This is a genomic window from Bradyrhizobium sp. MI1.4 (assembly GCF_055811315.1).
The window spans coordinates 138317-152610 of sequence record NZ_JBVVPP010000004.1; the positions used below are offsets into that span (position 1 = coordinate 138317).

Consider the following 14294-nt stretch of genomic DNA (forward strand, 5'->3'; position numbering starts at 1 on the left):
TGTCTCCGCGGAAGCAGACCCCTCATCCGGCGCTTCGCGCCACCTTCTCCCGCAAGGGGAGAAGGAAAGAGAGCGAGCCGCACGAGCGGAATGCTTCGTCCTACGCATTCGAATATTTCTTCAGCTCGAACCGCGCAATCTGGTTCCTGTGCACCTCGTCCGGCCCATCCGCAAGCCGCAGCAAGCGCGCGGTCGCATAGGCCTGGGTTAATCCGAAATCGTTCGACGTGCCGCCGCCGCCGTGGGCCTGGATCGCCCAGTCGATGATCTGGCAGGCCATGTTGGGCACGGCGACCTTGATCATCGCGATCTCCGCTGTCGCCACCTTGTTGCCGACGGTGTCCATCGCGTATGCAGCGTTGAGCGTCAGCAGCCGGGCCTGCTCGATCATGATGCGGGCCTCTGCGATGCGCTCCTGCGTCACCGTCTGCTCGGAAACCGGCTTGCCAAAGGCGACGCGGCTGCGCACCCTCCGGCACATCTTCTCCAGCGTGCGTTCGGAAAGCCCGATCAGCCGCATGCAATGGTGGATGCGGCCGGGGCCGAGGCGGCCCTGCGCGATCTCGAAACCGCGGCCTTCGCCCAGCAGCATGTTCTCCTTGGGGACACGCACGTTGGTGAAGACGACCTCGGAGGCACGGTCGGGCACGCCGTAGAAGCCGAACACGGGCAGGGCACGCTTGACCTCGACGCCCGCTGTGTCCATCGGCACCAGGATCATGGATTGCTGCTTGTGGCGGTCCGCATTGTCGGGATCGGTCTTGCCCATGAAGATGCAGATCTTGCAGCGCGGGTCGGTCGCGTTGGTGGTATACCATTTGCGGCCGTTGATGACGTAATGGTCGCCCTCGCGAACGATCGAGCTTTCGATGTTGGTCGCATCGGATGAGGCGACGGCAGGCTCGGTCATGGCGAAGCAGGAGCGGATTTCGCCTGCGAGGAGCGGCTTCAGCCAGCGCTCCTTGTCCTCCTTCGTGCCATAGCGCTCCAGCACCTCCATGTTGCCCGTGTCGGGCGCCGAACAGTTGAAGACTTCGGGTGCGAGATGCGAGCGGCCCATGACCTCGCAGAGCGGGGCATATTCGAGATTGGTCAAGCCGGCACCGTGGCTGGAGTCCGGCAGGAACAGATTCCAGAGGCCTTCGGCACGTGCCAGCGGCTTCAGCTCCTCGACGACCGGATAGACCTTCCAAGGCCCCAGCTCCTCCGCCTCGCGATAAAAGCGTTCCTCGTTCGGATAGATGTGCCGGTCCATGAAACTGTCGAGCCTGCGCTTGAGCTCGACGACTTTGGGCGACATCGGGTAGAGCATCTTTGTCTCCTTGGTCGATGGACAGGCCGGGCGCAATCGGCTCAGGCGACGCGATACCCTTTAAATTTCTCGCGCAACGCTGATTTGAGCACCTTGCCGGTGCCGGTCATCGGGAACTCGTCCATGAACTCAACGGCGTCGGGCATCCACCAGCTCGCGATCTTCGGACGCATGTGGTCGAGCAACGTCTTGCCGTCGACGGTCGCGCCCTTTTTGCGGACGACGAGGAGCAGCGGCCGCTCCTGCCATTTCTCATGGTTGATCGCGACCACGGCGGCTTGCAGCACATCGGGGTGAGACAAGGCCACGTCCTCGAGTTGGATCGAGGAGATCCATTCGCCGCCGGACTTGATCACGTCCTTGGAGCGGTCGGTCAGCGTGACGTGGCCCTGGGGGTCGATTACGGCCATGTCGCCGGTGATCAGCCAGCCGTCGCGGTCGAGGCCTTCGTCGAGTTTCATGTAGCCGGACGCAACCCACGGTCCCCGCGCGCGCAGATGGCCGACGCTCTTGCCGTCACGCGGCAGCTCGTTGCCGCCGTCGTCGACGATGCGCAAGGCGGTGCCGAAACAGGCGCGGCCGGACACCTGGCGGCGCTCGAACTTCTCCTTGTCGTCGAGATGCTCGGAGCCAGGCCGCAAGCCCGGCATCGAGCAGCCCAAGGCTTCAGTCATGCCCCAGGCCTGGACGTAGTCGATGTCATATTCGCGCTTGAGCTTCTCGACCATAGCGCGCGGCGGCGCCGAGCCCGACGACAATGTTGCACGAAGTGTCGAGAACCTGTTGCCGGTGCGCCCGAGCCAGTCGAGCAGGATCAGCCAGAAGCTCGGTACGCCCGCCGACAGCGTCACCTTCTCGCCTTCGAGCAGTTCATAAAGCTTGTCGGGCTCGTAATTGCGGCCGGGCAGCACCAGCTTCGAGCCGGTATAGGGCGCGGTGAACGGCATGTTCCAGCCGTTACCGTGGAACAGCGGCGCCATCGGCATCATCACCTCGCGCACGCCTTCCAGGTGCCCGGGCAGGAAGTCGAAATTGCAGGAGACCATGGTCTGCAGGATCGCGGCGCGGTGCGAATAGATCACGCCCTTCGGATTGCCCGTCGTGCCGGAGGTGTAGCAGATGGTGGACGCCGATTTTTCGTCGAACTCCGGCCAGGCGAAGCCGGCGTCGTTCTCGTTCTCCAGCAGCTCCTCGTAGCAATGCACGTTGGCAAGCTTGGTCTGCGGCATCCGCTCGCGCGAGCACATCACGACATAGGCTTCGATCGATGTGAGCTGCGGCGCGATCGCCTCCACGATCGGCAGCGTGGCACGGTCGATGAACAGCAGCCGGTCCTCGGCATGATTGACGATGTAGACGAGTTGTTCGGGAAACAGCCGCGGGTTGATGGTGTGCAGCACATATCCCATGCCCGGCGCGGCGTAGAACATCTCGAAATGCCGGTGCGTATTCCAGGCCAGCGTGCCGACGCGGTCACCGGACATCATGCCGAGCCTCTCGAGCGCCAACGCCATGCGCTTGATGCGCGGATGGGCGTCGGCATAGGTATAGCGATGGATGTCGCCTTCGATCTCGCGAGCGACGACCTCAGCCTCGCCGTGATAGTCGGCGGCATACTGGATCAGGCCGCTGATCAGGAGCGGCATATCCATCATCAATCCCTGCATCGTCTCCTCCGGACCGCCATGTCGCTGCATGACGTACGCTTGTGATGTGCGCTTGAGGTTAGCGGAACGCCACGCGACGTTCACGCAAAAAGCGAGAGACGCGATTGCATGCGTCACTTTTTCAGGGCTAAGTGATGCGAGCTGCCGGCGAAGCAGTGTCCGCCGGGGGAGGAAACGGATGACAGCGGAAAGACACAAGACCGGTGCAGCCGGCGAATCTACAATCGACATTGCCGCACTCCGTGCGCGCTATCGCGACGAGCGCGATCGCCGCCTGCGCGCCGAAGGCAAGGCGCAATATGTCGAAGTGACCGGCGAGTTCGGGCGCTATCTCGACGATCCCTGGGCCAATTCCGGATTTGCCCGCGAGGCCGTCAGCGAACAGACCGAGGTGCTGATCGTGGGCGGCGGCTTCGGCGGCCTTCTGTGCGGCGCGCGACTGCGCGAAGCTGGCATCGATGATTTCCGGGTCGTGGAAAAGGCAGCCGATTTCGGCGGCACCTGGTACTGGAATCGCTACCCTGGCGCGGCCTGCGATACCGAGAGCTACATCTACCTGCCGTTGCTGGAAGAGACCGGCTACATGCCGGTGCGCAAATATGCGCGAGCCCCCGAGATCTACGAGCATTCGGGCCGCATCGGCCGTCATTTCGGCCTCTATGAGCGCGCGCTGTTTCAGACCGTCATCACCCACATGGAATGGCGGGAGCAGGAGGCACGCTGGCTGGTCGAGACAGATCGCGGTGATTGCATCCGCGCGCGCTTCGTCATCCTTGCTGGCGGCCCGCTGAGCCGTCCGAAGCTGCCGGGCATTCCCGGTATCGAAAGCTTCAAGGGACACAGCTTCCACACCAGCCGCTGGGATTACGCCTACACCGGCGGCACGGCCGAAGGTGGTCTTAGTGGTCTTGGCGACAAACGCGTCGGTATCATCGGCACCGGGGCCACCGCCGTGCAATGTGTGCCGCATCTCGGCCGCTCGGCCAAGGAGCTCTACGTCTTCCAGCGTACGCCGTCGGCGATCGGCGTGCGCGACGACGGCCCGACGGATCAGAGCTGGGCGCAGGGGCTCAGGCCCGGCTGGCAGCGCGAACGCATGGACAATTTCACCGCCGTGATCTCGGGCGAGCCATTCGAACAGGATCTGGTGCAGGACGGCTGGACCGGCCTGCTCGGCGAGATCCTGCTGGCGCCGCGCCGCCAGCCGCAGCCGGTGACTTCGATCGAGGAGGCGCTCAAGGTCATCGAGCAGGCCGATTATCGCAAGATGGAAGAGATCCGAGCGCGCGTCGATGCGATCGTCAAGGATGAGGCGACGGCTTCGGCGTTGAAACCCTGGTACAAGGCATTCTGCAAACGGCCGTGTTTCCACGACGAATATCTCGACACCTTCAATCGTCCCAACGTGCATCTCGTCGACACCAGGGGACAGGGCGTCGAGCGCATCACCGAGAACGCGGTCGTGGTCGACGGCAGGGCTTATGAGCTCGACTGCCTGATCTATGCCAGCGGCTTCGAGGTCGGCACCGACTACGCCCGCCGCATGGGCTTTGAGGTCTACGGCCGTGACGGCGTGAGCCTGTCGGCGCGCTGGCGCGATGGCGTCAAGACGCTGCACGGCTTCTACAGTCGCGGCTTCCCGAATTGCTTCCTGATCGTCATGGTGCAGGCCGGCCAGAGCGCCAACTTCCCGCACATCATCGACGAGCAGTCGCAGCACATCGCCTATGTGATAGCCGAGGCGCGCAAGCGCAAAGCCCGGACGCTGGAGCCGACGCTCGATGCCGAGAACGCCTGGGTCGAGGAGGTGGTCAAAGCTGCGCTCGGCCGCCAGACCTATCTCGCCGAATGCACGCCCGGCTATTACAACAATGAAGGCGTGTTCGATCCGATCGCGGCGAGAAACAGCCAGTATTGGCGCGGGCCGGTGGCATTCCTGCGGCTGCTGGACAAGTGGCGCCAGGAGGGCAATTTGGATGGACTGGAACTGTCGTATGATCACGCCATGGAGTCGGCGCCTTCGTCCGGGTAAGCTCGGGCATTGGATCACCCAGGGAGAGGACGTCGGACATGATCAGGGGCAGAACTGTAGCTGCGGCGGTTTTTGGGGCGATGACGCTGCTCGGCTGCCTGGCGCCCGCCGCCCACGCCGCGCAATGCGGCAGTTCGTCGGCCGGCTTCGAGGCCTGGAAGCGCGAGTTCAGCGCGGAGGCGCAGGGCAAGGGCGTCGGCCAGACTGCGCTCTCGGCGCTGATGCAGACCAATTACGCCAGTGCCACCATCGCGGCCGACCGTGGCCAGCGCAGCTTCTCGCTGACGCTCGACCAGTTCCTCGCCAAGCGCGGCGCCACCACCATCGTTGCCAAGGGTCGCCAGCTCAAGCAGTCGCAAGCCGCCTTGTTCACCTCGATCCAGCAGCGCTATGGCGTCCCGCCGGGGCCGCTGATCGCGATCTGGGGCATGGAGACCGGGTTCGGCAGCCAGCGCGGCAACCAGAACATGCTCTCTTCGATCGCGACGCTCGCCTATGACTGCCGCCGTCCCGAATTCTTCACTGAGCAGCTCTATGCGGCGCTGAAGCTGATCGATCGCGGCACGCTGTCGGGGGCAACCCGCGGCTCGATGCACGGCGAAGTCGGTCAGACCCAGTTCATGCCCAAGAACATCCTGGCCTACGGCACCGGCAATCTCGAAGTTGCCGCCAATGCGCTGAACTCGACGGCGAATTTCCTCAAGGCCCATGGCTGGCGTGCAGGAGCGGGTTACCAGCCGGGCGAGCCGAATTTCGCTGCCATCGAAGCCTGGAATGCCGCCGGCGTTTATCAGAAAGCGATCGCCCTGATGGGACGGCAGATCGACGAGGGCGGAGGTACGGCCGCCTCGCGCTGACCAGAGCCGCGTTTCGAAGGGGCTCAAGCTTCTTGGTTTTGGCGCGTTTGCTTTATGCGAACCGGCATCCACTTCGCTTGAGAACGCTCCTGCTCAGCAAGGCGTGATGCGCCGGCAAGAGAAAGTTGTTGCCAACTGGAACCGACGGCACGAGGTTTGCTTTGATCGAACAGGGCTGGGCATGAGGAGACTCAACATGGCAACCCAGATCGTGATGGACCAGACTGGCGACACGCGCCACGAGTTTGATCCTGGCAATGCCGAAGCGCTGGCGCGAGCCGAGCGGCGCTTTCGGGAGCTGACCGGAGCGGGCTTCACCGCCGCGCTGCGAACCGGACCTGGCGAAGTCACCCGGATCCGATCGTTTGACTCGACCGCGCAGGAAACGCTGTTCTATCCCCGCCTGGTTGGCGGTTGATCTGAGCTGCTCATGATCGCGGCAGTTTGGCTCCGTGGGCCGGCGCGTGCGCGTCTGCATGCGCTCCGCGAACTCTATCGGCGCTTTTTCGGCGAGAACACGCCGGATGCTCGCGGTCGCCGGCTCCTGGCCGAATGGCTGTCACCGGCGCAGCGCGCCCAATTCGAGCAGCACCGGTATTTCGATGTCGTCGGCGGCGATACCGGCAAGACCTATCGCATCCATTATGGCACCGCCGCCAACGTCCATGAGATCGACGAGGCCGGAAATGCGACGATGGGGTGGTGCTTCGTCCCGTCAGGCTTTCTCGTTCCCGGCGACGTGATGCTCGCACAGAAGATCGCGCTCGAAACCGACGAAAGGGGAGCTCTCGCGCTCGCCAACAGGTTTCCGCCAGCGACGCATTCGGAGCACTTCTACCGCCGGCCGTTCTAGGGCGTGGCTATCAGTAATGGGTGGAGCGATAGGCATCCACCGCGTGCGCTGCAAAAACGCCGACGCTGCAAAGCGCGAGCAAGGCTGAGATCAGCTCGATCGTAACTCGTCCTCCTGCGGCGGCAGGGAGACGAGGTGCTGACAGCAGGAATAATCCCAGATCAGGTTGAGGAAGAATTGCATGGTGGCCGTCCCTGTATGCTTTTGACAACGAGATAACCGACCATGTGTTTCAGGCGTGTTTCGTCGCATCTGGAAACGGGTTTCTTGGGGAACCCCGGGCTGGTTTGTGCGCTGCGGAGCCGCTACATCCCGCTCTTGCTCAATCCCATTAGCCGCGAGGCGGCGCATCACATTGCGAGGCGAAATCATGGCGCAGGTCGAGTGGTTCGACGATCTCACCATTGGAATGCAGTTCAAATCCCCCGAAGTTCACGTCACCGAGGCCGACATCAAGCGGTTCGCGGCCGAGTTCGATCCGCAGCCGATGCATCTCGACCACGAAGCCGCCAAGCAGACCCTGTTCAGGGGTCTCGCTGCCTCGGGATGGCACACCGCCGCGATTGCCATGAGCCTCGCGATCCAGACCCGCCCGTTCGGCCCGCATCCGTTGATCGGCGCCGGCGTCGACGGGCTGCGCTGGACCATCCCGGTACGGCCCGATGACCGCCTGCATCTGGTCGGGGAGGTCATGAGCCTGACGCCGTCGAAGTCGAAGCCGCAGGGTATCGCACTGGTGAAATGGACCATGTTCAACCAGAACGGCGAGGAGGTTTACACCTTCACCCCGATCGCGATCGTGCCGCGGCGAACCGCCTGAAGCCCTTGCGGGTCACCGGCAGAGGTGGTCATCTCAGTCCGGGGAACACGCTGGAGGCTGACATGAAACGATATCTTCTCGCCGCCGGGCTCCTGGCAGGCGCCTTGAGCGCAGTCGCTTTGACCGCAGGACCGGTGCAGGCGCAACAATCCAAGGTCGGCGACTGGACCATCGAAAAGCGTATGCAGGACGCGCATTGCAATGCGAGCCGCGGCTACAAGGACAAGGAAGACGAGAACCGGGACTACGTCATCGTCATCACCTATTCCGAGAAGGCGATCGTGATCGTGATGATCTATGACGGTTGGGAGTGGGACAAGGTCGGCGAGATCCTCCGGGCCGATGTCGGCACCGACGACGCCGATATCATGAAGAAGGCGAAGTGGGAGGTCATGGACAAAACTACCGTGCGCGGCATCTTCGAATACGAGCAGTCCATGATGGACCGGCTGTCCAAGGCCAAGCGTCTCTCGCTCGATTTCGAGGACGATGACGACGACAGCATCGAGATGCAGGTGCCGCGTGCCGGTGAAGCGCTGGCGGCATTGAAATTCTGCGAGGAGAATCGCAAGTAAACTGCCGGAGCCGAATGCGAGGCCGGCGGGATCGGTGGCGACAGGGTTCTGCGGTGCGCGCGCTGCCTGACGCATCGCACGCGTGACTCATCGCACACAGTCCGCGCGCTGTTCGCATTTATCCTAGTCTTTGGCGAAAACGTCCAAGCCGCATCCTGCGGTTGACGTTACGCAAGGACGATGTTCGATATTCCAGCATTTCGTTGCAACGTTTTCTCCCCGTCGAAGGCGGCCATTGAACGGCCCGTCTCCTTCGCCAGTCCCCGGATCGCGATCTTTCTCGCACGCCCGAGCCATACGCAGATTGCGTCGTCCGGCCGATGACAATCCTCCACGCAAATCGATTCTCGTCCCTTGTCGGCGAGATCTACGACGCCGCGGTCGATCCCGCACTGCGCAGCGGGGTGCTGGAACAGGTTTCGCATTTCGTCGGCGGATGTGCCGCGACCATCCTGTCCAGGGACAGAGCCAGGCTCTCGATCGAGATCCACGAGCATTTTGGCACCGAATCCCGCTTCCGCCAGCTTTATCGCGACCGATATGTGGAGCTGGACCCTCTACTCGATCGCCATTTTACGCTCGCGGCGGAGCAGACGATCGGCGTAGCCGACATCATGCCTCAGGCGGATTTTCTGGCAACGAGCTTCTATCGCGAGTGGGTGGAACCGCAAGGAGCGATAGACCTTGCAACCGTTGCCCTCGAGAAGTCGGACACGCGCACCACAATCCTGCAGGTGTTGCGCCACCGGTCGCGCGGAATGGTTGACGAGCCGATGCGTGAGCGCATGCGGCTGCTGGCTCCGCACCTTCAGCGCTCCAGGATCATGGGCCGACAGATCAGGGCACGCTCGCATACCGTGGACGACCTTGCCGAGGTCTTGGATGGGCTGAGCACGGCGATCTGCCTGCTCGACGCAGATGGCCGCGTCGTGCATGCCAACGCAGCATGCCGCGGGCTGTTCGCCGATGCCAGCCTGCTCGCAATGGTCGGCGACCGGATCGTGGCCCGCAACACCCAGACTGATAAAATATTCCGCGGCCTGTGCGAAATCGATTCAGGCAGCGAAACTCGTTCCGCTGCCCGCCGCCAGATCGAGCTTGCGACATCAGTTGATGGACAGCACTATCTGCTCCACGCCTTTCCCTTGAAGCGCTGTCGCACTCCATCGCGAGATGCTGCAGCCACGGTGCTGTTCGTTCAGAAGGCATCGGCGGCGACATGGCTCGCGGCTGATGCGATTGCGGCGGCCTTCAGGCTGACACCGTCCGAACTGCGCGTTTTAATGGCCATCATCGAGATTGGCGGTGTTCCCGACATTGCGGCAAAGCTCGGCATCGCCGAAACGACGGTGAAGACGCATCTCGGTCGCCTGTTCGAGAAGACCGGCACCGGCAGGCAGGCCGACTTGGTCAAGATCGCCACCGGCTTTGCCGTTCCATTCGCGCATCGAACGAATGGCGGTGACGACGCCGTGTGATCCATTTCACAAGGCTCGCCGATACGTGCCGCGATCTCAATGCATTGTGATGAGCCGAGCTCCCGTGTCCTCCGAATGCAGGACGCGAGTCATTTGATACTTTCGTATATCGCGCTCCAGAAAAGTGAAGAGCAGCAAGCGCCACGAAGAGATGCGACGACGGCGTCAAACGCGAGTGTGAGGAAACGACAGCGCACGGCCGGACCTGCTCGTCGGTTGGAGGATTGCAGTGAGCCAGTTTGATTTTTCCATTATTAATGTTTCGACGAACGAAATTCCCGAAAACGAGCGTATCCCGCTGCTTCGCGATTTCTACTGCCGCGGGGTGTTGAAGGCGGAGGTCGAGGCGAGAGAAGGAAAGCCGGCTACGGCGAGCTTCACGTCCCACGTCTTGCCGGAAGCCCAATTGCTGATCGGAGGATTGTGCGGAGCGCGCGTCAGTCGCACCAAACACCTGGTTGCCGATGGCGACGACAGCCTGGCCCTGATCGTGAATCGATCTGGCGTACTTGGAATATCCGAGCGGGGACACGATCTGAGCCTTCGTGCAGGGGAGGCGGTCCTGACCAGCGCGGAGGACGTCACGACGTTCGAGCGATTGTCGCTGGGCAGCTGCTTCTCCCTACGCGTGCCGAGACGCGTGCTGGCGCCGATGATCGTGGATGTCGATGACGCCGTAATGCGTGTCATGCCGGAGAGCTCGACAGGACTTCGATTGCTGGTCAACTATGCGGAGACACTGGTGCGAGAGAAGGCGTTCGCGACGCCAAATTTGCGCCAGCTCGGGGTCGGGCATCTGCACGATCTTCTGGCAATCGTTCTCGGTGCCACCAACGAGCCCCGGGAGCTGGCCGGGCGGCGCGCCGTGAAGGCGGCACGGCTGCAGAAGGCCAAAGTCTCCATCGCCAACAATTGCTGGCGGCAGGACCTGTCGGTGGCCACAGTCGCCCAGGAGCTCGGCGTGACGCCGCGTTATCTCCAGCGCCTGTTCGAGGCCGACGGCAAGACGTTCTCGTCCTTCGTGATCGAACAACGCGTCAAGCGCGCCCATCGCATGTTGCGGGAACCCGGATACGCCGAGCGGACGGTCAGCTCGATCGCCTACGATGTCGGCTTCGGCGATCTCTCCTATTTTAACCGCTGCTTCCGTCGAACTTATGGCGCCACGCCCAGTAACGTCAGGAGCGGCGAAATGTCGTGACCGCGCACGACTGAATTTCAAGTCAAATGCCGCTTGGAGACAGCACGGGCGGGCGTGCGCCGCCCCCAGTTGGAGTGTTGCATGCGCCGTTTTTTCTTTGACCTTATGATCGGCAATATCGTGAAGATCGATCCGGGCGGCATGGTGTTCGAATGCCCCGAAGCGACATTCGTGGTGGCCAACGAGATGGCAAGCCACTTGTTCGTCTGGCGCGACGATTTGCGCGACCGCGATGCCTGCATCCGGGTCAGAAATGCCGACGGGCGCGAGATCTATCGCGCCGCGGTCTGGTCGGAGAATATGGCGAAGGTCGGCTGGGACGAGATGTGAGCGTCCCGGTACGGTATCGCGACTCTGCATCAGTAGCACCCGAAACGAATATCCGCTCGTTGCCGGGCGACGCCTCATCCGATCGGAGGATGCCGCATGCTGTGGTTGTGGTATGCTTGGTGATATTGATCACCCAGGCCATTTATAGCCATGCACGGACCACGGAAACTGCCCGACCTGGTCGAGGCCATCTACGATGCCGGGCTCGATCCCTCGCTGTGGAATAACGTCGTCACCGGCATCCGCGACTTCGTCGGCGGCCAGGCCTGCGGGTTGTTTTCCAAGGACTCGATCAGCAAATTCGGCGTCACGCACTATTATTGCGGGGCGGACCCGCACTACATCCGGCTCTATTCCGAGACGCATTCGAAGTTCGATCCGCTGACGGTCCTGCCGCCGCATGGCCAGATCGTCAGCATCCCGGATCTCGTCAACTTCGATGAATATCGGCGAGGACGCTTTTACCAGGAATGGATGCGGCCGCAGGGTTGCAGCGATGCGGCTAACGTCGTGCTCGAGAATTCGAATGCGAGCTGCACCGTGATGATGACGGTGCTGTCGGGTCGCCGGATGGTGGATCCGGTGATGAAGCACCGCCTCTCGCTGATCGTCCCGCACGCCAGCCGTGCGTTGCTGATCAACCGCGCCATGGCCTCGCAGCTGACGCTGGCGACGGCGCTGGCAGAGGTCCCGGACAATCTGGCCTGCGGCATCTTCCTGCTCGATGGATTCTGCCGGGTGGTGCACGCGAATTCCGCGGGGCACGACTTGCTTGCGGCGGAGGATCTGGTTCGGTCCGTTGCCGGGCAATTGGTGACCAGCAGTGCGGAGGCCAATCAGACGCTGCGGGAAGCGTTCGCGACCCGCCATGAAATTGCGCTGCTTGCCGCAAAGGGGCACGCGTTTTCGCTGCTTTCGCCATCGGGCGAGCTCTACGTCGCGCACATCCTGCCGCTGTCGTCCGTCCTGCGGGACGGCAGCGAGCGGGTGGTCGATGCCGTCGGTGCGCTGCTGCTGCGTAAGGTATCGCTCGGCGGACAGTCCTACGGCGAATTGATCGCGCAGACCTTCGACCTTACACCGGCCGAGTTGCGCGTGTTCCTGTCGATCGTCGAGGTTGGCGGCATCCCGGAGACGGCGGTCGCGCTCGGTATCGCGGAAACGACGGCGAAGACGCATCTGCATCGCGTGTTCGCCAAGACGGGCGTTTCGCGTCAGGCCGATCTCGTTAAGCTCGCGGCAGGATTCTCCAATCCGCTTGTGAACTAGACTGTTGAATTTTGCCTTCACGATTGAACCTTTCGCTCCCGCGAAAGACTCACGGAAGCCGCCAGGCATGAAGAACATTTCGCCATCTCCATGTGTCACCATTGGCTCTTCCGATGCCCCGACCTCCAAAACCGTCCGAGTTGATCGAGACTATCTATGACGCGGGTCTCCACCCGGAGTTGTGGAGCGAGGTCGTTGTCAAACTCAATGCCTTCATTGGCAGCCAAGCCTGTGGTCTGATTTCGAAGGACCCGGTCAGCAAATCAGGCGCGACGCATTATTATTGCGGGGTCGATCCGTACTACATTCAGCTCTATGCGGAGACCTACTCCCGATACGACCCGCTTGCTCGGCTTCCGCGCTATGGCGAGGTGCGCAATATCCCTGATCTCGTGGATTTCGACGAATACCGCCGCGGCCGCTTCTACCAGGAATGGCTGCGCCCCCAGGGCTGCGTCGACGTCGCCAACGTGGTGCTGGAGCAGTCGAAGTCGCCGTGTCCGATGCTGATGACCGTGATCCCGGGCAGGGAGATGCTCGGCGCGGAACAGCGGGCGCGAATGCAGTTCCTGGCTCCGCATGCGAGCCGGGCGCTGTTGATCAACCGGGCGATCGAGCGGAAGCAGCAGCGCGCGGTCGCGCTTGCCGACGTCGTGGACCGACTGAATGCCGGTGTCATCCTGCTCGATTCGACCTGTCATATCATCCACAGCAATCCGGCCGCGGCGACGATCCTAGACGTCGACGATGTCCTGCGGTCTGTCTCGGGCAGGCTGGTGGCAAGATCTTCCGCTGCCAATTCAGCCTTGCGCGATATTTTCCGTGACACCAGCGAGGTCGCGTTGGCGGCATCTTCGGGACGGAAAATTCCGTTGATGTCGCATGACGGTTCCTACTACGTCGCGCAAATCATCGCGCTGCCATCATTGCTGCGCGACGGGGTGGCCGAGCGCAGTTCGGCAGTGGGAGCCCTGTTCATCTGGAAAGCGGAACTCGACGGCCGCTCGTGTGCCGGGCTCATTGACCGCACCTTCGAGCTCACGCCTGCCGAACTGAGGGTCTTGCAGTCAATCGTCGATGTCGGCGGCGTGCCGGAGACGGCGGTTGCGCTCGGTATCGCCGAGACGACGGTGAAGACGCATCTGCATCGCGTGTTCGCCAAGACCGGCGTTTCTCGTCAGGCCGATCTCGTCAAGCTCGCAGCTGGATTTTCCAATCCGCTCGTGCACTGAGACGCGTTCAAAAACGCAGGCGAGTCGCCGTAGCTCGCAATAGGTTCAATCACAAGCATCATTAGAAAGTTATCGCACGTCGTTCGATCGAATGACGCGATTTTCCGCGTTGTCTTCTACTAGACGTCACACGATCTGTCGTTCGACCTACCAGACATTTTTGTGAAGCAACTCACTGCGAGCGGAAACGAATTCCGTCAATCTCTCGTGCAGGTTGAGAGGAGATTGTCATGCGGACGGCGTCACCAGTTCTGACAGGAAGATTCCGCGATATCGTCGCCCGCATGGGCGCGGTACTCCGCGCGCAGCGGGAAATCGACGCGGAGCGCGTGTTGCGGCGCTATCGCCACCTGCTGGACCAGCCGCACGAAGCGCCGTGTTTGAATGAAATTATTCCCGTTTCCCGTGAAGAGGATATCTTTGAAAATGCCAACGGAGTTGATCCGCGCGAGCGCACGAGCGACCACCCCAAATTCGAACGTGCGTAACGCCAGCATCGTCGCAATCGCGCTGACGGCAGCGCTCGTCGCTCTCCAACTGGTCGGCCTCGCGATGCTGGAGCGATCTCATGCTTACGCGCAGCCGTCGGTTCCACTCGTGCCGACCGTTTGCACCGAGAGCGCCGATGTCCCCGTCTCGCAAATTCCCTACGATTGATCGGAGGGCAA

At 62.2% G+C, this 14294-nt stretch carries 15 protein-coding genes; 13 read left to right on the forward strand and 2 right to left on the reverse strand.

Going from position 1 to position 14294, the window contains the following annotated elements; all coding sequences use genetic code 11:
* Positions 1 to 100 precede the first annotated feature (100 nt).
* A complete protein-coding gene (locus AC0L23_RS06635; protein WP_085353044.1) occupies positions 101 to 1312 on the reverse strand; it encodes an acyl-CoA dehydrogenase family protein in 1212 nt (403 codons plus the stop codon).
* A gap of 41 nt (positions 1313 to 1353) precedes the next feature.
* Positions 1354 to 2979 carry a long-chain fatty acid--CoA ligase gene (locus AC0L23_RS06640; protein WP_085353045.1) on the reverse strand — a complete coding sequence of 542 codons (1626 nt, stop codon included), beginning with the start codon at positions 2977 to 2979 and terminating at the stop codon, positions 1354 to 1356.
* Between the two features lie 178 nt (positions 2980 to 3157).
* On the opposite strand from AC0L23_RS06640, the gene AC0L23_RS06645 reads away from it, so the two are divergent.
* The 13 genes from AC0L23_RS06645 (at position 3158) to AC0L23_RS06705 (ending at position 14283) form a co-directional block, all read left to right on the forward strand.
* On the forward strand, positions 3158 to 5011 hold the full coding sequence (locus AC0L23_RS06645) for a flavin-containing monooxygenase (RefSeq protein WP_085352770.1): 1854 nt from the start codon (positions 3158 to 3160) through the stop codon (positions 5009 to 5011).
* A 38-nt stretch (positions 5012 to 5049) separates the two neighbouring features.
* On the forward strand, positions 5050 to 5868 hold the full coding sequence (locus tag AC0L23_RS06650; RefSeq protein ID WP_085352771.1) for a lytic murein transglycosylase: 819 nt from the start codon (positions 5050 to 5052) through the stop codon (positions 5866 to 5868).
* A 196-nt stretch (positions 5869 to 6064) separates the two neighbouring features.
* Positions 6065 to 6286 (forward strand): hypothetical protein, encoded by a 222-nt coding sequence (locus tag AC0L23_RS06655; RefSeq protein ID WP_085352772.1) that lies wholly within the window; start codon positions 6065 to 6067, stop codon positions 6284 to 6286.
* Positions 6287 to 6298: 12 nt separating this feature from the next.
* Positions 6299 to 6721 (forward strand): hypothetical protein, encoded by a 423-nt coding sequence (locus AC0L23_RS06660; protein WP_018459285.1) that lies wholly within the window; start codon positions 6299 to 6301, stop codon positions 6719 to 6721.
* A gap of 370 nt (positions 6722 to 7091) precedes the next feature.
* Positions 7092 to 7541 carry a MaoC family dehydratase gene (locus tag AC0L23_RS06665; RefSeq protein ID WP_085352773.1) on the forward strand — a complete coding sequence of 150 codons (450 nt, stop codon included), beginning with the start codon at positions 7092 to 7094 and terminating at the stop codon, positions 7539 to 7541.
* A 62-nt stretch (positions 7542 to 7603) separates the two neighbouring features.
* A complete protein-coding gene (locus tag AC0L23_RS06670; protein WP_085352774.1) occupies positions 7604 to 8116 on the forward strand; it encodes a hypothetical protein in 513 nt (170 codons plus the stop codon).
* A 320-nt stretch (positions 8117 to 8436) separates the two neighbouring features.
* Positions 8437 to 9594: a helix-turn-helix transcriptional regulator gene (locus AC0L23_RS06675; protein WP_085352775.1), complete on the forward strand. Its 1158-nt coding sequence runs from the start codon at positions 8437 to 8439 to the stop codon at positions 9592 to 9594.
* A 229-nt stretch (positions 9595 to 9823) separates the two neighbouring features.
* Positions 9824 to 10795: a helix-turn-helix transcriptional regulator gene (locus AC0L23_RS06680; RefSeq protein WP_085352776.1), complete on the forward strand. Its 972-nt coding sequence runs from the start codon at positions 9824 to 9826 to the stop codon at positions 10793 to 10795.
* An 81-nt stretch (positions 10796 to 10876) separates the two neighbouring features.
* Positions 10877 to 11125 carry a DUF6894 family protein gene (locus AC0L23_RS06685; protein WP_085352777.1) on the forward strand — a complete coding sequence of 83 codons (249 nt, stop codon included), beginning with the start codon at positions 10877 to 10879 and terminating at the stop codon, positions 11123 to 11125.
* A 150-nt stretch (positions 11126 to 11275) separates the two neighbouring features.
* Positions 11276 to 12394 (forward strand): helix-turn-helix transcriptional regulator, encoded by a 1119-nt coding sequence (locus AC0L23_RS06690; RefSeq protein WP_085352778.1) that lies wholly within the window; start codon positions 11276 to 11278, stop codon positions 12392 to 12394.
* A 113-nt stretch (positions 12395 to 12507) separates the two neighbouring features.
* Positions 12508 to 13626 carry a helix-turn-helix transcriptional regulator gene (locus AC0L23_RS06695; protein ID WP_085352779.1) on the forward strand — a complete coding sequence of 373 codons (1119 nt, stop codon included), beginning with the start codon at positions 12508 to 12510 and terminating at the stop codon, positions 13624 to 13626.
* Between the two features lie 230 nt (positions 13627 to 13856).
* On the forward strand, positions 13857 to 14114 hold the full coding sequence (locus AC0L23_RS06700; protein ID WP_085352780.1) for a hypothetical protein: 258 nt from the start codon (positions 13857 to 13859) through the stop codon (positions 14112 to 14114).
* Positions 14107 to 14283: a hypothetical protein gene (locus AC0L23_RS06705; RefSeq protein ID WP_240543388.1), complete on the forward strand. Its 177-nt coding sequence runs from the start codon at positions 14107 to 14109 to the stop codon at positions 14281 to 14283. The genes AC0L23_RS06700 and AC0L23_RS06705 overlap by 8 nt, the downstream gene beginning before the upstream one ends.
* Positions 14284 to 14294: the final 11 nt, after the last annotated feature.

What these genes read in the sequence shown, in the direction of transcription:
- AC0L23_RS06635 (WP_085353044.1), bottom strand. Translation starts at nt 1,312, where the DNA reads ATGCTCTACCCGATGTCGCCCAAAGTCGTCGAGCTCAAGCGCAGGCTC.
- AC0L23_RS06640 (WP_085353045.1), bottom strand. Translation starts at nt 2,979, where the DNA reads ATGCAGGGATTGATGATGGATATGCCGCTCCTGATCAGCGGCCTGATC.
- AC0L23_RS06645 (WP_085352770.1), top strand. Translation starts at nt 3,158, where the DNA reads ATGACAGCGGAAAGACACAAGACCGGTGCAGCCGGCGAATCTACAATC.
- AC0L23_RS06650 (WP_085352771.1), top strand. Translation starts at nt 5,050, where the DNA reads ATGATCAGGGGCAGAACTGTAGCTGCGGCGGTTTTTGGGGCGATGACG.
- AC0L23_RS06655 (WP_085352772.1), top strand. Translation starts at nt 6,065, where the DNA reads ATGGCAACCCAGATCGTGATGGACCAGACTGGCGACACGCGCCACGAG.
- AC0L23_RS06660 (WP_018459285.1), top strand. Translation starts at nt 6,299, where the DNA reads ATGATCGCGGCAGTTTGGCTCCGTGGGCCGGCGCGTGCGCGTCTGCAT.
- AC0L23_RS06665 (WP_085352773.1), top strand. Translation starts at nt 7,092, where the DNA reads ATGGCGCAGGTCGAGTGGTTCGACGATCTCACCATTGGAATGCAGTTC.
- AC0L23_RS06670 (WP_085352774.1), top strand. Translation starts at nt 7,604, where the DNA reads ATGAAACGATATCTTCTCGCCGCCGGGCTCCTGGCAGGCGCCTTGAGC.
- AC0L23_RS06675 (WP_085352775.1), top strand. Translation starts at nt 8,437, where the DNA reads ATGACAATCCTCCACGCAAATCGATTCTCGTCCCTTGTCGGCGAGATC.
- AC0L23_RS06685 (WP_085352777.1), top strand. Translation starts at nt 10,877, where the DNA reads ATGCGCCGTTTTTTCTTTGACCTTATGATCGGCAATATCGTGAAGATC.
- AC0L23_RS06690 (WP_085352778.1), top strand. Translation starts at nt 11,276, where the DNA reads ATGCACGGACCACGGAAACTGCCCGACCTGGTCGAGGCCATCTACGAT.
- AC0L23_RS06695 (WP_085352779.1), top strand. Translation starts at nt 12,508, where the DNA reads ATGCCCCGACCTCCAAAACCGTCCGAGTTGATCGAGACTATCTATGAC.
- AC0L23_RS06700 (WP_085352780.1), top strand. Translation starts at nt 13,857, where the DNA reads ATGCGGACGGCGTCACCAGTTCTGACAGGAAGATTCCGCGATATCGTC.